This window comes from Mangrovibacterium diazotrophicum (assembly GCF_003610535.1).
Lineage (GTDB): Bacteria > Bacteroidota > Bacteroidia > Bacteroidales > Prolixibacteraceae > Mangrovibacterium > Mangrovibacterium diazotrophicum.
Map to the genome: position 1 here is coordinate 264,577 of NZ_RAPN01000003.1, position 19,230 is coordinate 283,806.

Below are 19,230 nucleotides of genomic sequence, written 5' to 3' on the forward strand. Positions count from 1 at the left end.
AAACTAATTGAAAACTAAATCATCGGGTGAGTTTTGAAAACTTCTTCTGATTTCATCAAAATGTCGACGTACTGTGCGCGTTGATAGGTGAAAGGATCTTTCATGTTTTTGCGTGACAGTTTGCCGCGGAAATCTTTAATCTTTTTGTAGCCTTTAGCATCCATCCAATCGCTCAACTCTTTGATAAGCGTGGCAGCATAAGTCGGCTGTTTCCGGTAGAATGCAGATACCATCTGTACCACATCAGCACCGGCGAGCAACATTTTAATCACATCGGATGAAGTTGAAATACCGCGGGTGGCAGCAACGCTGGCATCAATGTTGCCATGAAGCAAACCGGCATAACGAAGAGCCAACTGGTAGTCGCGTTCCTGAGTTAAATCCCAGGGGTAGTAGAATTCTTCTTTTTCGATATCAATTTCGGGCTGGAAAAAGCGGTTGAAAAGTACGTAACCGTCAGCTCCGGCTTCATCCAGTTTTTTAATGAAATTCAAGGTATTGGAATAGAACGGACTCAATTTAACGCTCACCGGGATTTTCACGGCTTTTTTAATGCTCTTAACAACCTGAATCTGCTTTTCTTCAATTTTTTCCCCTTCAATTTCGAAATATCCTGGAGTAGCATACAGGTTGAGTTCTAACGCATCAACACCGGTTTGTTCCAATTCGCGGGCATAGTCAATCCACGTCGTTTCATATATGGCGTTTAAACTGGCAATAACCGGCACTTTTACTTTATTCTTGAGCGCTTTCACATTCATCAAATGTTCCTTCGGACCAGCGTGCTCCATCTCCGGGAACAAACGGGTCATTTCCGCACTCCGCTCCTCATATTCGTGCAGTTCTTCATCCATCTGAATAGATTCGAGCTGAATTTGTTCCTCAAACAATGATTTGTAAACGATAGCACCAATTCCGGCTTCCTCAATCTGCTCAATTGCCTCCGGTTTTGTAACAAGATTGCTGGCGCCGAGAATAATCGGGTTCTTCAATTTTAACCCCATGTAGCTAGTGGATAAATCTGCCATAATATTGATTTTTTGGATTGTTTTCTGGTATTTAAACTGAATGAATTAATCTTTTGTTCAAGCAATATTTTAAATTTTCAGCTAATTCAATGTTAATTTATTTGCAGTATAATTTAGCAAGAATTTAGCTGAATCGGAAGGAGGCGGCAATGAAATACAAAAAAAATCTGTTAGCCGAAGCTAACACCATGTTTTTGAAGTAAAGAGAACCCAGGCGGATTAATGGGTTCGTTCGATTATTCTAGAGCAGGCAAAGTTTCAGTTTTATCAAAAATTAAGAGCTGTAGGTTTCGGTCAGTCCGGTATCAGATTAATTCGCGAGCTTTGATTTCGAGGTACTTGTTGATGAGATTGACGGAAAGCTCTTCGGGACGGGTTAAAAGTGACAGAATTCCATAACGCTTAAGTTCGTTACACATGACTTTTTTGTCGTGAATGAATTTGCGGGCGATCGCATGAATGTATACTTCTTGCAAGTTTTTCGATTCATTCGCAGCTAACTGTTTCACTTCTGTATTTTCAAAAATCACGACAAGCAACAAGTGTTTGCTGGCTAACTTTTGAAGGTAGGGCAATTGTCGTTTTAGAGAGGGCAGTCCCTCGAAATTAGTGTATAGAACCAGCAGCGATCGTTGCCGAATGCGGGAATGGATGGCTGCGTACAGGCGTTCGTAGGACGACTCGCTGAAATCGGTTTTCTGGTTGTAAAGTGTCTCCAGAATTCGTTGCATATGGCCTCCGCGGCGGTCGGGCGACACCAGGCTGTGCAACTGGTTGGAGAAACTAATTAAGCCGGCTTTGTCGTGTTTCAGCATCGCCGTATTGGAGATTACCAAACTTGCGTTTATCGCGTAATCGAGCAAGGCCATACCTTCGAAAGGCATTTCCATCACGCGCCCCATATCCAATAGTGAGATGACTTGTTGCGAGCGTTCGTCCTGGTATTGATTGACCATCAGTGCGCCTTTGCGTGCCGTGGCTTTCCAATTCAGTGTGCGCGAATCGTCGCCTGGTACATATTCGCGAATTTGATCAAATTCGGAGTGCTGGCCGATTTTCCGTATGCGCTTAATGCCGATGTCCTCCAGTCGATTGGAAATGCTCATGAGTTCGAATTTCCGCATCGAAATAAAGGACGGATAAACCGGGAGCATTTGCTCGTTGCCTGCACTGAACCGACGCTGTACGAGTCCTAACAGTGTACCGGCGATCACGCGGGTTTGGCCAAATTCATATTCGCCTCTGCTGAGCGGTTTCAGGAAATAATTAAAATTCTTTCGTTTTCCGGCGCCAATGTGGCTTTTGATGTAGAAATCGCGTTTTTGAAACTGCGAGGGTACTTCATCAATAATTTCAATTTTGAGTTGAAAGGGGAAGCTACTTTTCAGCTGTAACGTAACCGGGTTTTCATCCCCCAGCGACAAGCGGATTCCAATTTTTCGTTTTACCGAGATTTTGCCTTTGCTGGCGAAAAGCCAAAGGAGGTCAATGAGTACGGTTGCCGCCAAAATGACCAAGGCAAAACGGGCCACAATGAAAATCCACGGAAATGGATAGCCCAGTGTAAATAGCAGCACAACCCCCAGCAGGGCAGTGAAAAATCGGTTGCTGAAATAGAGTGTTCTGTTACCTTTCAAGAGTTTCGGTTTATCGTGGAACTTCGATGGACTGAACAAGCAGTTGGATCATTTCTTCGGGGCGGAAACCTTCCATTTCTTTTTCGGGCGACAAAATAATCCGGTGCGCTAATACAGGCACAGTCACTTCTTTGATGTCTGCCGGAGTCACAAAATCACGCCCTTCAATAGCCGCGACTGCTTTTGCTGCGTTCATGAGGTGAATGCTCGCGCGGGGAGAGGCACCGAGGTAAATATCTTTATGATTTCGGGTGCCCGTAACGATGCGGGCAATGTAGTTTTTTAGGCCAGATTCGATCTGCACATCAAAAATTTGTTTTTGAAACGCAACCAGCTGCTCTGCCGTTACAACAGGAGAAATCACTTCTGTTTTTACTTGGTCTTTTGCCGAATCGTGAAAATTCAGAATGTCTTCTTCTTCTTCAACCGAAGGATAATCCACATTGATTTTGAACAGGAAACGATCCAGCTGAGCTTCAGGTAAACGGTAGGTTCCTTCGTGTTCAACCGGGTTTTGCGTGGCAAATACCAGGAACGGAGCCTGCATGGGGTGGCTGATCCCATCAACCGAAACCTGCCGTTCTTCCATCACCTCGAAAAGAGCTGATTGCGTTTTTGCAGGTGCCCGGTTAATCTCGTCAATAAGCACCAGGTTCGAAAAAACCGGTCCTTTTTTGAATTGAAATTCACCTTTGCCCATGTTGTAGACTGATGTTCCCAGCACATCCGACGGCATGAGGTCGGGCGTAAACTGGATGCGCGAAAAGTTGGTATCGACCGATTTGGCCAGCAAACGTGCTGCCAGCGTTTTAGCAACTCCGGGAACACCTTCAATCAGGCTGTGCCCATTGGTTAGCATGGCCACAATCAGCAGGTCAATCATGCGGTCCTGCCCGACGATTACTTTTTTAATTTCAGCTCTGATGCCCTCTACTGCAGCACTCAGCGAGCTGAAATCAGTGCGGTTTTCAAATAGCGTATTTTCTTCCATGATTTATCGCGGTATTGAATTTTCAAGTTTTGTTTTAGTTATCCCCTGGCTGCTCAATTGGTAGAACTGTTCAATTTCCTTGTTGAAGATCATCAGGTCAGCCTCGGTTATTTGCATTTTAGCCTGGATCTGACGATGGCGGTCGAAGATGCTTCGGATTAGCTTTTCCGGAGTTCCCGACTTGGCAGCTAATTGTTTGTAAAACGCATCGCTCTGCTCAATGCGCAGCAGGTATTGAGAATAGATGTGTTCGGTAAACACAGCGAACATTTTTGTCGCCAGGTTTTTGTGATCCTTCGTGTCGAAATACAGCAAGCCGATCGTTTGTACAAAATCGAGTGATAAATTCATTTTTGGCCGAACAACCGGAATGGCGCGCTGCCGACGGCGCATGTTGGATATGATGTAGATAAAAAGTCCGATGAGCAGCGTCCAGTAAGCGGCTCGTAAAGCGGGAATGGACAAAATAACTCTTAACGGTGTGTTTGCTTCGAGCCGGAAAGGTTTGTAATATTCATCCCAATCCAGTTTCTTCTGATTACTGCTTAGCCACGAAAGAACGCGTTGCTGGTAGCGATGATCATTGTATAAAACATGAAAATTGGTGAATACTCTGGGCTGCGAGTGAAGCAGGAAAAATCCGTCACCATATGGCACACGCACAAAGTTGATTTTATCGTTGCTTTTCCCAATGGCTTCGGCATTCGGTACCGAATCAACCTCAAACCAACGGTCGGTACTAATTTTATCGAAACGAAAGCTTGGTCCCCAGTTATTTTTCCCCAGACATTGCAGGTTACTGGCGGTATCTTTCAAGGTAAAATTGTAGGCAAAATGGATACCGAGCGAGTCAATGAGATTCTGTGAAAAATATTCAGCTGCAATCAGAGCTGTATTTCCCCGGCCCACCCGGTCGAATAGCAAATTGAGATCGAGCGAGTCCGGTTCGAAGTTCTGGGTAATCACCAGCAAGCTGCCGTCTTCGAAACTGTCGTCCAACCACTCCTGGAAAAAACTACGATCAATATCGTTCAATTCATAATCAGGGAAAAGGTCAGTCAGCGACTGATGGAGAACGTAAGTTCCGTAGGGAATTTTGTCCCGTTTGGCGTATGTCGCACGCCAGTCTGCTTCTTTGGGTACAACGCTCTCCGCAAGTACTAACACCACCAGCAGTGCCACCAATCCAATCATATAGCCTATCCGTCCTTTCATTGTTTTCGGGGTTTTGCTATATTTTCGAAAAGTTTGATGAACTCGGATTGCACCCGCAGATATTGCTCTTCATTCAGATTAAACTGCCCGTACCACACATAATCGAAAATTTGTGTTTGCAGCTTAAACTGAGATTTTAGTTCGTCCGACTTGATTTCGCGAATGTAATCACGATTGGTTTTGTCTTTGTGCCATTGAATGATTCCACTTGCATCCATCAGTTTCAACAAATGCAAGTAGTAGTAACGTACGCTCATGCGCAAGTTGCCGTTTTGTCGCGAATCGGTAGCTAACTGTAATAGATTGAGCTCGTGGATATCTTGTTCCGGAATAAGAACTTTCCCCTTTTGGATTCGGGCGCCCGAGCCGAGGAACCATTGGAATTGACCGCCGCTCAACTTCAGTACGACAAAAATTACAAAGGCAAACAGTAAGATGTAACGGACGATCGGAGCTGCCCCTTTGTCGCTAAAAACAGCCCTCAAAAAACGAACGAGATACTCCATAATCTTATTTCGGAATTGAAACGATTCCTGATTTTTGGAATAGTAATCAAAATCGATGTCGTTCCGGTATTGTTCCAGTTTTTCAGAATCAAACTGAACCTCTTTCGCAGCGCTTTCTGAATTTTCAGCCCAAACGGTGTTACTGATCTGAATAGTCAATAACGTGGTAAAAAGTAATATTCTGGCTAACAGTCTAATCATTCGCGAGTGTCATCTGGTCGATCTTTTCTTGCAGCGTTGGTCGTTCTTTTTCTTCTACCAGACTAAAATATTGCAAGCCAATACAAATGAACGGAATCAGATACAAGCACGTTTGTATGATGGTTATCACTGTATTGGCAATGAGATATGACGTTGAATAGAGCTCGCCGAGGTTATTGGTACTGATAGCATTAAAGGCTTTAAATCCGGTGATCAACATCATGGGGAGCGCGAATATTAAGCTGAACACATAGAAAACAATCACAGAAATAACAAGGATCCCGAAAGTGACCCACCATCTTTTTTTGATCAGGTCAAAACTGCGGCTCATAGCTTGGCCGATGCTTAAATCTTCAATGATCAGAAGAGGGAATACCAGGGAAAATACGACACCCAGGTATATGCCCGGAATTAAGAGAAACATCATGGCAATTACCGTAATAATAACCGTAATAATGCTGGCTAGAAAAACTTTGGGAACATACTTTAAAATCAATGGTTTCAGTTCTTCGATTTTAAAATCGCCCCGCTTTTCCTGGTATAGTTTTATGAACAGATAGATGACGGTGCACAGAACTGATTGGTTAACTAACATTAGGAGATAGTTTATTCCAGTTATTTTAAGGTTGTTGAATGGTGAATTTACGGTTGTAAAGTCAGTAGAATTTAGAAGGTCAGCGGTGTAGACTTTTGTGGTGTACGCCATAGCTATACCGGTGAGGATGAAAACGGGCAGAACGAAATAAAGCAAGGCTTGTCCGATGCGTTTATACTCGTGTTTGATAAATTCGAAAGCGTGGTTTAAAACGGTTCCGAAATCCCGGACCATTCTGAATTTAAAAATCTTTTCCATTCGATGATAATTTTAGGTGTATGGTTTTGGGGTATCTGAAAAAATACCAAACAATGAACGCTAATGATGCAACGATGATGGTTATGCGGATTGAATTGGGGAACTCGGTATGGCGGGTTATAAAGCCTTCCAGGAATCCGGCGACGATGAACAGGGGTACCACGCCGCTTACCATTTTTAGACCGATGACAGCCCCTCGTTGGAACGAAACCAAACGCTTATAAGTTCCGGGAAACAGAATGCTGTTCCCGATAGCCAAACCTGCAGCGCCGGCCATAACGATTGAAAATAGCTCGAGTGTTCCGTGGATATATATCGTTAAAATCGATTCTCCCAATAAACCATGTTGGTAAAAGAAATACTGGAAACAACCCAGCATGATTCCGTTGGAAAGCAAGATCAGTCCGGAACCGAAGGAAAACAAAACCCCGGCGATAAAAGCATAAAATGCCACTCGGATGTTGTTGATTGTAATCCCCAGAAACATATCCATTTCCTGTGCTTTTTTGTAAACCGCCATCGGATCACCACTCTCGATATTATCCAAAGTCATGTTTACGTAGGAGTCTCCCAGAATTAAACGGGGGAAGTCCGGATCGGCTGCAGTTGACACCACTCCGATTAAGATACTCAATACAAAAATGGTAAACGCGTACCAAAAATATTTTTGGTTCTTGTATAGGAGGAGAGGGTAGTCGGTTTTCCAGAATTGGGCGAATTGGTTCTTTTTGATCTTTTTATTCCGGTAAATCTGTTGGTGAACCCGAATTGTGAGTTGGTTTAAATAGGCAGAAGACTCTCCCGTCGGATAAAAGGTTCGCGCATAGGAATAGTCATCATTCAGTCCAACATAAAGGTTGTAAAGTTCGTCGGGCGAAATGCGCACATGTCCGTTTAGGGCATCTTCAATTTTTTTCCACTTTTCAGAATTCCGTTTAATAAAAACGATCTCTTTCATACCTCTGTCAACTCGATCTGCGTTTGGGGTTAGTAGAGGGGAATTAAACCTTCCTCCGGATGAAAATAAGTTCTTTTATTAAAAAAGAATATGTTATTTTCATAGCTAAAATAACAAAATAGTCCGTTGGACAATAAAAAAAAGAGAACCAATAATCTGCTATGTACGAAATTAGTCTTCAAACTGCGCAAAACACCTTATTAGTGCAAAACAAAGCCAGCGTTGGCGAACGAATTCTGGCAACATTGCTTGATGTCGCGGTATTTTCAGTTTACCTGATGATTGGTGGGATCATCGCTCAATTTGGCTTTAGTTCGAATACGTTCTGGATTATCTATGGGCTACCGATCTATTTCTACAGTTTAATCATGGAGCTTGCATTTAACGGGCAAAGCTTGGGGAAAATGGTCATGAAAATCAAAGTTGTACACCAGGAAGGGCGGCAAGTTCCCTTCAGCTCATACCTGCTTCGTTGGCTTCTTCGCATTATTGACATTTACAGCTTTGCAGGCGTCGTTGGTATTTGTTCGATACTGTTTAGTAAGCATGGGCAACGCCTGGGGGATCTGGCGGCTAAAACGCTTGTCGTTCGGCTCGATTCAAGTACGAAATTTCAGAATTTCAGCTTCAATAAACACGTGTCGCCGGAGGCGCAAGTTGTTTTTGCACAGGCTTCGTTGATGGAAGATGAGGATGTTGAAATAATCAAGGAAGTTTTGGCCTATGGGAAAGAAAACGGCTACATCGGTAAATCGGCAAAAATGGTGATCCAGGTAAGTGCAAATATGAAGCAAAAGTTGAGTTTGACGACTGAGTTAAAACCGATTAAATTTTTGGAGCAATTGCTTGACGACTACTACCTCATTCATAAATGATTTGCTCTTTTAAATTAAAAAAACCTGCAAGCCAAAGCCTGCAGGTCCTCAAAATCCTATAAATAGGGGTTGTTTACATTAAAGACAGCGTTACTGTTAAGCCGGCCATAACCACCGAAACCATGGTCATTAATTTGATCAGAATGTTCAAAGATGGGCCGGAAGTATCTTTGAACGGGTCGCCAACGGTGTCGCCAACAACACCGGCTTTGTGTGTTTCACTACCTTTGCCGCCATAGTTTCCTTTCTCAATGTACTTTTTGGCGTTGTCCCAGGCCCCACCGGCATTGTTTAGCATAACTGCTAAGGTAAATCCGGAAGTCAAACCACCAGCCAGCAATCCAACAACACCTGCAACACCCATGACTGCACCAACAGCGATTGGAACGATGATGGCAATAAGTGATGGCAGCAACATTTCGCGTTGAGCACCTTTGGTTGAAATTTCAACACACTTGGCATATTCAGGAGTTGCTTTTCCTTCCATGATTCCTTTTATTTCTCGGAACTGGCGTCGAACCTCTTCAACCATAGCACCGGCTGCACGCCCAACGGCTTTCATCGTCATGGCGCAGAATACAAAGGCCATCATTGATCCGACGAAAATACCACCCAGAAAAAGAGGGTTGAATAAAGTGATATCGTAAGCAGCAGAAAAATCTTTCACGGAAGCCGCTGAAATTTGAACTGCTTTCATTCCTTCTTCAACAGCCGGTTTTACGCTTGTGTAGAAGACGTAGTCTCCTTTCGATACAAAACCTTCCGGTCCTGCTATCTTACCAAACCACAGGCGAATTTCTTCCATATAGGCTGAAATCAATGCCATTGCAGTCAAGGCAGCAGAACCAATTGCGAATCCTTTACCTGTAGCTGCAGTTGTGTTTCCAAGCATATCGAGTGCATCGGTGCGTTCACGAACTTCTTTTGGCAATTCAGCCATTTCGGCGTTACCTCCGGCATTATCAGCAATAGGACCAAATGCGTCGGTTGCCAGGGTGATTCCCAAAGTAGATAACATACCAACGGCAGCGAAACCGATACCATAAACACCCATCGCGAAGTCAGTCATACCACCGGCTGACCAAAACGAGCCGATGATACCCAAAACGATGGTGATAACCGGAATCCAGGTTGAGTACATACCGACGGCAATACCGTCGATAATGGTTGTTGCCGGACCTTGTTGTGCTTGTTTTGCAATTCCTTTTGTTGGGCCGTATTCATCGGATGTGAAATATTCCGTTGCTTGCCCGATAATCACCCCTGCAGCCAAGCCGATAACAACAGAACCGAACACACCGTAGGTGATCCAACTGAAATAGGCCATAACATACATGGCAATCAGAATTAATAAAGATGAACCACCGGTTCCAAGTAGGAGAGCATTCAGCAGGTTCTTTTGTGTTGCTGATTCTTTGGTGCGAACCATAAAGATCCCGATAATTGAGAAGATGATTCCGATTGCTGCAACCAACATGGGGGCGATAACCGCCATCTCAGTTTCAATACCTGATTGTTCTAGAGAGAGGGCCGGAAGGGCTGCTCCCAACGCAGCGGTTGCCAAAATAGATCCGCAATAGGATTCGTATAAGTCGGCTCCCATTCCGGCAACGTCGCCTACGTTGTCCCCAACATTATCGGCGATAGTGGCGGGGTTGCGAGGGTCATCCTCCGGGATACCGGCTTCAACTTTACCAACAAGGTCAGCACCAACGTCGGCAGCTTTGGTGTAAATACCGCCCCCTACGCGGGCAAACAACGCCTGGGTTGATGCACCCATACCGAAGGTCAGCATGGTTGTGGTAATTTCGATCAATTTTTGGTGCTCGGTTGTTCCCGCGTGCACTAAATTCAATCCAATGAAATGCAAGCCTTTGGCCATGTGTTCCGGTGAGAAAATTACTTCATTCAGAAATAAATACCAGGCGGCAATATCTAAAAGTCCGAAGCCTACAACAACGAGTCCCATTACCGCGCCGCTTCGGAAAGCAACTTTCAAACCTTGGTTAAGCGATTTAGAAGCGCCGTGAGCGGTTCGTGCGGATGCGTAAGTCGCTGTTTTCATACCCAGATAACCGCAGAGGCCGGAGAAGAAACCACCGGTCAAAAAGGCTACGGGAACGAACGGGTTTTGAACACCCAGGTAAGCCAGAACTAACAAGATTAGCAGAAGAATAATAAAAACGATGCCAACAACTTTGTATTGGCGATAAAGGTAGGCCATCGCCCCTTCGCGCACGTACTGTGCGATTTCCATCATCCGGGGGGTACCTTCCGAATTTTTCATCATGGATTTAAAAAACACCCATGCGAATATCAAGGCCACTACGGAACAAAGTGGTACGAGCCAAAAGATAGCATTCATAAATGTTATGTTTTTGTGCAACAGGGTTGCGGTTAGATAATATTAGTGTTAGATTCTACTCTTTGAATTTAGCAATAATAAAAAGCTGTGTCAGACGGGAATGAATGTTCTTGGGCACTCTTTCGGTAGGTAACTTAATGATTAATAGTATAACTGTTTGAAAACAAGCAGGTGCTGCTTTTCTCTCTGGAAGTTAATTTGAAATCAATCTAAAGTAGATGATTCTTTCAAAGGGATCATTTGTTCAAAATAGGATTCGCGGAGCAGGCCGCTGTGGCTCTTATTTTTTCGGCGATTTTACGACAACCCGACCTTTCCACCTTCCGGTGAAATAATAAACAATGAGGATAACCATTCCGATGAACCAGCCAGCCGGTTCGGCCCACCAAATACCGTTTACGCCAATTTTTCCGGATAACCAGAATGCGAGCGGTATTCTTACCAGGTAGAGCGATAAGAGCGTTGTCAGCATGGGGATGAAAGTTGCCCCGGCACCTCGTAAAAAGCCGGTGAGTGAAAACATGATGGAGAGTAATAAGTAGAAAGAAGACACGATAACCAGGTAGTCCTGTCCGATGGCGATGACGTGTTGGTCGGGAGTGAAAATCTGGATGATGTATTTCCCGAAAACAATGATAATAATGGAGATGAAAACGGCATAAGCCAGTGAAAAGCCGATGGTGATCTTTAATCCTTTTCGGGCTCTTTTTTCCTGAAATGCGCCCAAGTTTTGACCGACAAATGAAGAAAGGGCTGAACTAAATGTTAGCGCCGGCATTTTTGCGAATGAGTCGACTCGCATAGCGGCCGTGTAAGCAGCCACTGCATTAGTACCGAAGGTGTTCACAATTCCCATAATTGCCATCATCCCGAATGCTATAAATGATTGCTGGAAGCCGGTCGGCAGCCCGATTTTCACACAGCTTTTAAAAATCTCGCGGTCGAAAATGTATTTGCGGAAGGACAGGTTGATGACCGGATGTTTTTTGTTGAGATACCAGGTTGCCGAGAAAAAAGCAATGGCTTGTGCAACAACGGTTGCAAATGCAACACCTTCAATTCCCCATTTAAAAACGACAACGAAAAGCAGGTCGAAAAAGATGTTGACAACGGTGGACAGGATCATGAACCATAGCGGTGTTTTGGCGTCGCCCATTCCTCTTAAAATCGAACTGATACCGGCAAAACCGAAAAAGAAGAACATACCCGTGAGGTAAATATTCAGGTAGGTGACGGCTTCCGGTAGCATTTCATCCGGGAGTTGCAATAACAGGAAAATTGATTTGCTACACAGGATCCCAATCAACGTTACAAGGATTGAGGCGAAAAGGAAAAAGGTAAAAATGGTGTCGATGGTGCGGCGAACCTGGTCAACCTGTTTGGCCCCGAAAAATTGGGAAATGACGGTGGATGCTCCGGAACCGATCCCGATAACCATCGATATCAAGGTAAATATGATGGGAAACGATGCGCCGACAGCACCGAGTGCTTCTTTTCCCAAAAAATTGCCGACAATCACACTATCGACAATGTTGTATAAATTTTGGAAGATATTTCCAAGTACAAGCGGAATTGAAAATTGAAGAATAAGACGTGCTTCATTCCCTTCCGTAAAGTCTTTCATAAGTCGAATTAATGGTTTCAAATCTCTCGATTTTTACGTGAAATTCAAAATAGAACAGTGAAAGTTAATGTTGGGTTAAGTTTTTGAACTTGTGTTTCAAGGTAGCATGAAAGCACTAATTTTGTTTGAAATACCCCGCTCGGGGTGTGGAACCAACGTTAATCTTAATTAGGTTGACTATGAATTTGAATTGTTTGCATTATGAAGAAAAGAGTATTATTTGTTTGTCTTGGTAACATTTGCCGCTCGCCCAGTGCTGAAGCTGTTTTTAACGGTTTGGTGAAGCAAAACGGACTGTCGGATTTAATTGAATGCGACTCGGCGGGGACAGCTGCTTATCACGAAGGTGAACCGGCTGACCAGCGTATGCAGAGCCATGCAATCCGACGTGGTTACCGATTGAATTCCATTGCCCGTAAATTTGATCCTGCAGTAGATTTCGAAAAGTTTGATTACATCGTAGGAATGGATGATGATAATGTGAACGATTTGCAAGACATGGCTTCCGGTATCGAAGATTTGAATAAAATTTTCAAGATGACTGACTTTTGCAGCCATGGCGGACATTATTCGGTTCCTGATCCTTACTACGGTGGTTCCGAAGGATTTGAGTTGGTGCTTGATATTTTGGAAGACGCTTGTGAAGGTTTGTTGAACGAAGTGCGCGGGTGATGTCTGGGGCGGTGGAATGAAAACTTTCTGCTCAATGTGCTGTTTTATCTGATTAAGGGGGAAGGAATAAATGGGGCAGGAAGCTTTCTATAACTCTATCGCCAGCTATTACGAATACATATTTCCATTAAGTAATCAGCAAGTTGGTTTTGTGCAGTCTGAATTCGACTCGTTAGAAGAATTCTTTTTTTTGGATGTAGGTTGTTCTACCGGGCAATTGGCTAATCGTTTGTGCCAATTGGGAGCATTGGGTATTGGGATTGATCTCAATTCATCGATGATCGAACGTGCACGTGAGTCGCATCAGGCAGCGGATCTATCGTTTAAGGTGATGGATATGATGAACATCAATTCGAACTTTACGCCCGGTTACTTCGATGCGTTGATCTGTTTTGGAAATACACTTGTCCATTTAGACTCGGTGACTCAAATCCGGAATTTCTTTCAGCAGTCTTTTCAGTTGCTGAAGCCTGGAGGAAAGTTATTGTTCCAGATTTTGAATTATCAATATATTTTGGGAAACAAGATCGAGGAACTGCCGCTTATTGACAATCAGTATGTGCGCTTTGAGCGTAGTTACGAGTTACCTACTCCGAACCAGCCGAAGGTCAATTTTAAAACGAAATTGTTTGTCAAGTCAGAAAATCTCGTTTTCGAAAATTCTGCTCCTTTGATTCCTGTTCAAAAGAATGAATTAGAGAAGTTACTTCTGTTGGCCGGTTTCCCGAAACTTCATTTTTATGGTGGTTTCGACAAAAAACCATGTGGAGATCACCTGCCTTTGGTTGTTGTCGCAGAAGTTTAGTTTCCCAATATCTTTTGTGTTATTTCATCACGGCTTTCACGGCTTGAAAGTCGACGAGTTCGTACGTGCCTTCTTTAGCATTTAAAACGTAGGTCAATTTGCAATTTGAGTTTTCGTGGTCCCAATCCACGAGTTCATCGTTTTCTTGTTTTTGTATTTTCGCAAACACGAAAACCTTGTTTTGATAGACTGTGAATTTTTCAATTCGAATCCATGTATACCCGACGAATTTACCAATGGGCTTGTAACGTGCGGTTTTCTCTATTCCCTTTCCCGAATAAGAATCCGGAATCCGGTCAAGAATAAAGTTATCTGCAGAAAACACGATGTTGTTTTCCGGTGTTTTGGATACCACAAATGAAATAAGTGTGTTGGCGATATCACTATACATACTCTCTTTATTTTGAGGTTCCCCGGTTTGCTGCGCAAATAAGAAACAAGGTAACACGCAAAAAAGAATAAGTAGACTTTTCATGATTGGAACTTTTAGATTATATAACGCTTTGCATTTTCCGATGTTTACAAGTTACCACTTTGCGGTCGATACTTTCAGTCGCAAAAAAGCTGCGATTCGATATTTAATCTATCTATAACTTTCTAGCATGTGAAATTAGTATCGCGCTACATTGTTAAATCCCGAAAAATGGTTGTTATCGAATGAATTTTAGATTTCGATACCTAGGATATTCGCGCTGTAGTATAAATTAGGCATAAAAAAACCGCCCTTACGCAGGCGGTTAAAAAGTTTTTCATTACTACTATCCAAGATATGATTTTAGCAATTTGCTTCTGGATGTATGCCGCAACCTGCGGATGGCTTTTTCTTTAATTTGGCGCACCCTTTCGCGGGTTAAGCCGAATCGTTCTCCAATTTCTTCCAGGGTCATTTCCTGGCAACCAATTCCAAAGAACATCCTGATGATGTCACTTTCTCGTTCAGTAAGGGTAGCAAGAGCACGCTCAATTTCCCGTGCAAGTGATTCCATAATCAAGCTGCGGTCAGCATTGGGGGAATCATTGTTCACAAGAACGTCGAGGAGGCTGTTGTCTTCGCCTTCAACAAAAGGAGCATCAACTGAAATGTGGCGTCCGGATACACGTAATGTATCGGCTACTTTTTCAGCAGGCAACTCTAGTGTTTCGGCCAGCTCTTCAGGTGAAGGCTTTCGTTCGTTTTCCTGTTCAAATTTTGAATAAGCTTTGTTGATTTTATTCAACGAGCCTACCTGATTCAACGGTAATCGAACAATACGAGACTGTTCAGCCAAAGCTTGAAGAATGGACTGACGAATCCACCAAACGGCGTACGAAATAAATTTGAACCCGCGTGTTTCGTCGAATTTTTCAGCAGCTTTAATCAATCCCAAGTTACCTTCATTGATCAAGTCGGGAAGACTTAATCCTTGGTTCTGGTATTGTTTTGCTACCGAAACAACAAAACGAAGGTTAGCACGGGTCAGCTTTTCCAAAGCAGCTTGGTCACCTTTTTTGATGCGCTGTGCTAATTCAACTTCCTCTTCAACAGTGATAAGTTCTTCTTTGCCAATTTCTTGCAAATACTTGTCCAAAGACGCGCTCTCACGGTTGGTAATAGATTTTGTGATCTTTAATTGTCTCATACCCTTTTAAAAAAATCGTGCAAATATAGACTTTGTAAGTCAATAATTCAAATAAAAAAGCAAGCTTGGGTAAACAGTATTGAAATGTTAATATACCAATATCTATCTCTCTTCAGTAGAGAAGACAAAATAGGCCCTTTCTCCATTTGGGTATATCCCTTCAATTAAAATGCCTCCTTTAGCCCCTTTTACAATCGTTCGCATATCATTAACCCCGTTCACCTCTTGCTTGTTCACGTTGGTAATGATGAATCCTTCTCTCAGACCGGCATCCTTTAATTTACCTCGATTTAATTCGGTAATTTTTATTCCCTGGTTTATGCGCAGTTTGTACTTTTCGTTTTCTGTAACATTGTCAAATTTTGCCCCAAGAAACTCATTAACGTCCGTGGTAAGAATTTCCGTATCTCCGTGCATGTTACGGAGTGTAACGGTATAGGGTTTCGGTTTATTATCTCTTTTTATCAAAACTTTTACTTCATCTCCGGGACGGTGTTTGCCTACTTGTTCCTGCAGCTCTGCAGTTGAGTTTACTTTCACATCGTCAATAGAAATAATAATATCTTTTTCTTTAATTCCGGCTTCTTCGGCAGCTCCACCTTCAGCCAAGCTTCCAATGAAGACACCTTCGATTTTATCCAAATTCATATCTTCTGCCAGTTTGGCATTAACGTCCTGGATTCCAACTCCAAGAACTGCCCGTTGAACCTGTCCGTATTGTTTTAAATCGGCTATAACCTTCTGAACGATGGCAGATGGAACTGCGAACGAATAGCCGGAATAAGAACCTGTTTGCGATGCAATGGCTGTGTTGATCCCAACTAGTTCTGAATTCATATTGACCAAAGCACCACCACTATTGCCAGGGTTTACTGCGGCATCAGTTTGAATAAATGATTCAATACTCATGTCGGCTCTGTTAATACCAATGTTACGGCCCTTAGCACTTACAATCCCAGCAGTAACGGTCGACGTTAGATTGAATGGATTTCCTACAGCCAGTACCCACTCCCCTAGTTTTAACGCATCTGAGTTGCCGAATTTGAGCGACGGTAATTGGTTTGCGTCGATTTTGAGAAGAGCAATGTCCGTGGTCTCGTCAGTACCGACCAGTTTAGCATCGAATTCACGCTTATCGTTCAATACAACTTTTATTTCGTCGGCTTGATCAATGACGTGGTTGTTAGTTACAATATAACCATCAGCTGAAATAATCACGCCTGAACCGGATCCTTCTCTCACTCTTGGCTGCTGCCGAGGAGCACGGTCGCCACCATAGAACCAATCGTAAAACGGGTTGCTGTAGGTGGAAACATCTTCCTTTGACATCACTTTGACGTGAACAACAGCATGGATTGAATTTTCTGCGGCATAAGTTAAATCGGGGGCTTCTCCCTGAGGGGCAGAAGGAAGGTTGGCGTATTTCATCGCCTGGTTCTCTTCGACCCGAACAATTTCCGGTTTTTCAAAAAACTGGGTGTAAGCCCATAAGGTTACAAATGCACTTCCAAAAGCGATAATCAGTGTTAAACCTAAATTTTTAGCGTTCTTCATAGCATTCTGTATTTTTTGTTTACGAATATTAGCTTTTTAATCGAGTGCTAAAATTAACGCATAATAAGTGCCAGTGTTTTCACGTTTTTAATTCGTTTATATTGTTTAACATGTTTTAACGGTGGATGATACAAGAACCAGGCCATAAAATAAGTCTGGATAAAAGTACCTGACAATATTTCTGATTTTCCACAAAAGTTATTTCACAAGCAACAAAACGATAGTCAAACTACCGTTTTTTTATTATTTGTTTAAATTTGAGTTGAATAGTCGCTTAGCCTGTCAAAACGGTAGTACGGAATGAAAAAAGACATAGTAGCCCCAAGAATACCAGAATACATACGCAAAATTGTAATCTTGTCGACGATTCTCATCTCTGTGGGGGTGGGGTTGGCGATTACTGTTCAACAATTTGTTTTTTATCAGCGGGTTAGTGGACAGAGACGGCAGGATGTAATTGAAAAGCACAAACAGTTTGTCAAGGATTTGATTGCGATAGAGTTAGATTACGTTTCGAATCAAAAAATAGAATTTGATAAACGGGTGGCCGGCGAACTTTCGGAAAGTGTAACCGAAGCCTATCAATTGGCGACAGCTCTCTATCAACGCTATGAAGGCAAAATGTCGGAGTCTGAAATTAAAGGCTTAATTATTCAGGCGGTAGCTTCTTTGCATAGCACCTCTCCCTATACACATGTCTTTATCAATAACCGGAACGGGCGGGGGGTGTTTTATTTCGGAAATTCTGATTTCAATGGGAAGGACCTCTCGGGGCTGGAAGATTTACATGGGAACAAAGTTATTCAGGCCGAAATAAACCTTATAAACGTGGAGGAAGAGGGTTTTATAAATTATGATAATGGTGCTGTTAAAGGGCATGACGATCTGAATAGTAAAATCTGTTTCGTGAAACGGTTTCCGCATTTTAATTGGTATTTCGGGGCGAAATGTTATTTGGATGATTATTATGAGGATTTCAAAATGGAGATTGCCCGTAAGATTAGCTCGGAGCGTTTTCGCTACGGCGGCTATGTTTTCATGAATGAATTGGATGGCCATCCTGTTGTGATGGATGGCAAAATATATAAGGGTACTTTCAATTTTTTTGATGGCTCGGACAATGGGAGGGAAGAGATTTTCAAACAACAGGTTGAAGCAGCTAAAGGAAATGCCGACGGTGGTTATTTTTCTTATCGATGGAATAAAATAGGTGAAAACGAGGACTCGGAGAAAATTTCGTACGTGCGTTTTTTTGAACCCTGTGAATGGTTAATTGGTGCTGGTTTTTACACCGATGAAGTTGAGTCGGAAATCGCCGTTCAGAACAAGGAGTTGAAGTCCGGATTGTTCTGGAATATCCTGCAAGTGATCGTCATACTGGCATTGGCGGTTTTGTTCGAACTGTATTTGCTTTACCGTTTTAATAGAAATTTTCAAGCAGATTTTAATCATTTTACCCGGTTCTTTCGGGTTGGAAAAGGGCGGTATCAGAAAATCGGTGTTGACAAGATTCACTTCCGTGAATTTAAAAACATGGGGAAAGTAGCCAATGAGATGATCGAAGAGCGGGTTCGCGTGCATGAGCAGTTGTTGGAAGAGCAACGACGCGCGCAGGAGTCGGATCGTTTGAAAACAGCATTTCTGGCAAACATGTCGCACGAAATCCGCACACCGATGAACGCGATTTTGGGATTTTCGGAGCTATTGAACGACGAAGAGTTGCCGCCTGATGTTAGTCGCGAGTTTGTTCGGTTGATTCTTCAAAATGGCGAAATGCTGATGAAGTTGATCAACGATATCATAGATATTGCCAAGATCGAATCGGGGCAGATGTCTGTCATGAGTCACGAGTTTAACCTGTCGGAATTGTTGGTAAGTGTCAATCAGCATTTCCAAGGCGTTTTGGATAAAGATCCGGCTAAAAATATTCAATTGGAGTTGGAGAGCAATTTGCCGGAAAATTTCATTTGTCAGTCGGACGAGTTCCGATTGAAGCAGGTTCTGCTTAACTTGGTGGGCAATGCTGTAAAGTTTACTTCAGAAGGGAAGGTGAAATTAAATGTAAATCTCGTTGAAAATGAGAAGATCATTTTTAATGTATCCGATACCGGCATTGGTATTCCTCATGCGGATATTGAAACAATTTTTGAGCGCTTCATGCAGGCCGGTAATCACCTTTCGAAGAACTTTGGAGGAACAGGCTTAGGTCTGGCTATTTCTAAAAATATCGTGAATATTCTGGGAGGAGAAATCTCCGTGAAGTCGGACGAAGGAAAAGGTTCACAGTTCGAATTTTACATTCCTGTTTCTAAGTAGATCAACTTCTG

Annotated in this window: 16 protein-coding genes; 4 read left to right on the plus strand and 12 right to left on the minus strand. The window is 43.0% G+C overall.

From position 1 onward, the window contains the following. Positions 1 to 14: 14 nt before the first annotated feature. The 7 genes from BC643_RS19310 to BC643_RS19340 all read right to left on the minus strand — a co-directional run bounded on the left by BC643_RS19310 (position 15) and on the right by BC643_RS19340 (position 7,389). Positions 15 to 1,028: a dihydroorotate dehydrogenase-like protein gene (locus tag BC643_RS19310; RefSeq protein WP_120274922.1), complete on the minus strand. Its 1,014-nt coding sequence runs from the start codon at positions 1,026 to 1,028 to the stop codon at positions 15 to 17. A gap of 305 nt (positions 1,029 to 1,333) precedes the next feature. Beyond that, positions 1,334 to 2,665 carry a DUF58 domain-containing protein gene (locus BC643_RS19315; protein WP_120275004.1) on the minus strand — a complete coding sequence of 444 codons (1,332 nt, stop codon included), beginning with the start codon at positions 2,663 to 2,665 and terminating at the stop codon, positions 1,334 to 1,336. Positions 2,666 to 2,675: 10 nt separating this feature from the next. After that, entirely contained in the window at positions 2,676 to 3,656 is a 981-nt protein-coding gene (locus tag BC643_RS19320; RefSeq protein ID WP_120274923.1) for an AAA family ATPase, read from the minus strand. A 3-nt stretch (positions 3,657 to 3,659) separates the two neighbouring features. Continuing rightward, positions 3,660 to 4,871 (minus strand): DUF4350 domain-containing protein, encoded by a 1,212-nt coding sequence (locus tag BC643_RS19325; RefSeq protein WP_120274924.1) that lies wholly within the window; start codon positions 4,869 to 4,871, stop codon positions 3,660 to 3,662. Then, the gene (locus BC643_RS19330; protein ID WP_120274925.1) at positions 4,868 to 5,578 is read right to left on the minus strand and encodes a DUF4129 domain-containing protein; all 711 of its coding nucleotides are present in this window, start codon (positions 5,576 to 5,578) and stop codon (positions 4,868 to 4,870) included. The genes BC643_RS19325 and BC643_RS19330 overlap by 4 nt, the downstream gene beginning before the upstream one ends. Then, positions 5,571 to 6,431, minus strand: a complete 861-nt coding sequence (locus BC643_RS19335) for a hypothetical protein (protein ID WP_120274926.1) — start codon at positions 6,429 to 6,431, stop codon at positions 5,571 to 5,573. The genes BC643_RS19330 and BC643_RS19335 overlap by 8 nt, the downstream gene beginning before the upstream one ends. Continuing rightward, positions 6,415 to 7,389 carry a stage II sporulation protein M gene (locus BC643_RS19340; RefSeq protein ID WP_120274927.1) on the minus strand — a complete coding sequence of 325 codons (975 nt, stop codon included), beginning with the start codon at positions 7,387 to 7,389 and terminating at the stop codon, positions 6,415 to 6,417. The genes BC643_RS19335 and BC643_RS19340 overlap by 17 nt, the downstream gene beginning before the upstream one ends. A 161-nt stretch (positions 7,390 to 7,550) precedes the next feature. On the opposite strand from BC643_RS19340, the gene BC643_RS19345 reads away from it, so the two are divergent. Further along, positions 7,551 to 8,264, plus strand: coding sequence for an RDD family protein (locus tag BC643_RS19345; RefSeq protein WP_120274928.1), 714 nt, complete (start codon positions 7,551 to 7,553; stop codon positions 8,262 to 8,264). Between the two features lie 73 nt (positions 8,265 to 8,337). Here the strand turns inward: BC643_RS19345 and BC643_RS19350 are convergent, their stop codons facing one another. Beyond that, the gene (locus tag BC643_RS19350) at positions 8,338 to 10,629 is read right to left on the minus strand and encodes a sodium-translocating pyrophosphatase (RefSeq protein ID WP_120274929.1); all 2,292 of its coding nucleotides are present in this window, start codon (positions 10,627 to 10,629) and stop codon (positions 8,338 to 8,340) included. Between the two features lie 280 nt (positions 10,630 to 10,909). Beyond that, a complete protein-coding gene (locus tag BC643_RS19355) occupies positions 10,910 to 12,253 on the minus strand; it encodes an MATE family efflux transporter (protein WP_120274930.1) in 1,344 nt (447 codons plus the stop codon). 201 nt (positions 12,254 to 12,454) lie between these two features. Between BC643_RS19355 and BC643_RS19360 the strand changes: the two genes are divergently transcribed. Next, positions 12,455 to 12,925 carry a low molecular weight protein-tyrosine-phosphatase gene (locus tag BC643_RS19360; protein WP_120274931.1) on the plus strand — a complete coding sequence of 157 codons (471 nt, stop codon included), beginning with the start codon at positions 12,455 to 12,457 and terminating at the stop codon, positions 12,923 to 12,925. A gap of 70 nt (positions 12,926 to 12,995) precedes the next feature. After that, positions 12,996 to 13,730, plus strand: coding sequence for a class I SAM-dependent methyltransferase (locus tag BC643_RS19365; RefSeq protein WP_120274932.1), 735 nt, complete (start codon positions 12,996 to 12,998; stop codon positions 13,728 to 13,730). A gap of 19 nt (positions 13,731 to 13,749) precedes the next feature. On the opposite strand, the gene BC643_RS19370 is transcribed toward BC643_RS19365, so the two are convergent. From BC643_RS19370 to BC643_RS19380, 3 genes are all read right to left on the minus strand, one after another. Further along, positions 13,750 to 14,121 carry a hypothetical protein gene (locus BC643_RS19370; protein WP_120274933.1) on the minus strand — a complete coding sequence of 124 codons (372 nt, stop codon included), beginning with the start codon at positions 14,119 to 14,121 and terminating at the stop codon, positions 13,750 to 13,752. 367 nt (positions 14,122 to 14,488) lie between these two features. After that, positions 14,489 to 15,349 (minus strand): sigma-70 family RNA polymerase sigma factor, encoded by an 861-nt coding sequence (locus tag BC643_RS19375; protein WP_120274934.1) that lies wholly within the window; start codon positions 15,347 to 15,349, stop codon positions 14,489 to 14,491. A 102-nt stretch (positions 15,350 to 15,451) separates the two neighbouring features. Next, positions 15,452 to 16,903 (minus strand): Do family serine endopeptidase, encoded by a 1,452-nt coding sequence (locus BC643_RS19380; RefSeq protein ID WP_120274935.1) that lies wholly within the window; start codon positions 16,901 to 16,903, stop codon positions 15,452 to 15,454. Between the two features lie 300 nt (positions 16,904 to 17,203). On the opposite strand from BC643_RS19380, the gene BC643_RS19385 reads away from it, so the two are divergent. After that, positions 17,204 to 19,219 (plus strand): cache domain-containing protein, encoded by a 2,016-nt coding sequence (locus BC643_RS19385; protein WP_120274936.1) that lies wholly within the window; start codon positions 17,204 to 17,206, stop codon positions 19,217 to 19,219. The last annotated feature ends 11 nt before the right edge of the window (positions 19,220 to 19,230 follow it).

Excerpts from the sequence above, each read along its gene's own strand:
- BC643_RS19310 (WP_120274922.1), bottom strand. The coding sequence starts at position 1,028 with ATGGCAGATTTATCCACTAGCTACATGGGGTTAAAATTGAAGAACCCG.
- BC643_RS19320 (WP_120274923.1), bottom strand. The coding sequence starts at position 3,656 with ATGGAAGAAAATACGCTATTTGAAAACCGCACTGATTTCAGCTCGCTG.
- BC643_RS19325 (WP_120274924.1), bottom strand. The coding sequence starts at position 4,871 with ATGAAAGGACGGATAGGCTATATGATTGGATTGGTGGCACTGCTGGTG.
- BC643_RS19330 (WP_120274925.1), bottom strand. The coding sequence starts at position 5,578 with ATGATTAGACTGTTAGCCAGAATATTACTTTTTACCACGTTATTGACT.
- BC643_RS19335 (WP_120274926.1), bottom strand. The coding sequence starts at position 6,431 with ATGGAAAAGATTTTTAAATTCAGAATGGTCCGGGATTTCGGAACCGTT.
- BC643_RS19340 (WP_120274927.1), bottom strand. The coding sequence starts at position 7,389 with ATGAAAGAGATCGTTTTTATTAAACGGAATTCTGAAAAGTGGAAAAAA.
- BC643_RS19345 (WP_120274928.1), top strand. The coding sequence starts at position 7,551 with ATGTACGAAATTAGTCTTCAAACTGCGCAAAACACCTTATTAGTGCAA.
- BC643_RS19350 (WP_120274929.1), bottom strand. The coding sequence starts at position 10,629 with ATGAATGCTATCTTTTGGCTCGTACCACTTTGTTCCGTAGTGGCCTTG.
- BC643_RS19355 (WP_120274930.1), bottom strand. The coding sequence starts at position 12,253 with ATGAAAGACTTTACGGAAGGGAATGAAGCACGTCTTATTCTTCAATTT.
- BC643_RS19360 (WP_120274931.1), top strand. The coding sequence starts at position 12,455 with ATGAAGAAAAGAGTATTATTTGTTTGTCTTGGTAACATTTGCCGCTCG.
- BC643_RS19365 (WP_120274932.1), top strand. The coding sequence starts at position 12,996 with ATGGGGCAGGAAGCTTTCTATAACTCTATCGCCAGCTATTACGAATAC.
- BC643_RS19370 (WP_120274933.1), bottom strand. The coding sequence starts at position 14,121 with ATGTATAGTGATATCGCCAACACACTTATTTCATTTGTGGTATCCAAA.
- BC643_RS19375 (WP_120274934.1), bottom strand. The coding sequence starts at position 15,349 with ATGAGACAATTAAAGATCACAAAATCTATTACCAACCGTGAGAGCGCG.
- BC643_RS19380 (WP_120274935.1), bottom strand. The coding sequence starts at position 16,903 with ATGAAGAACGCTAAAAATTTAGGTTTAACACTGATTATCGCTTTTGGA.
- BC643_RS19385 (WP_120274936.1), top strand. The coding sequence starts at position 17,204 with ATGAAAAAAGACATAGTAGCCCCAAGAATACCAGAATACATACGCAAA.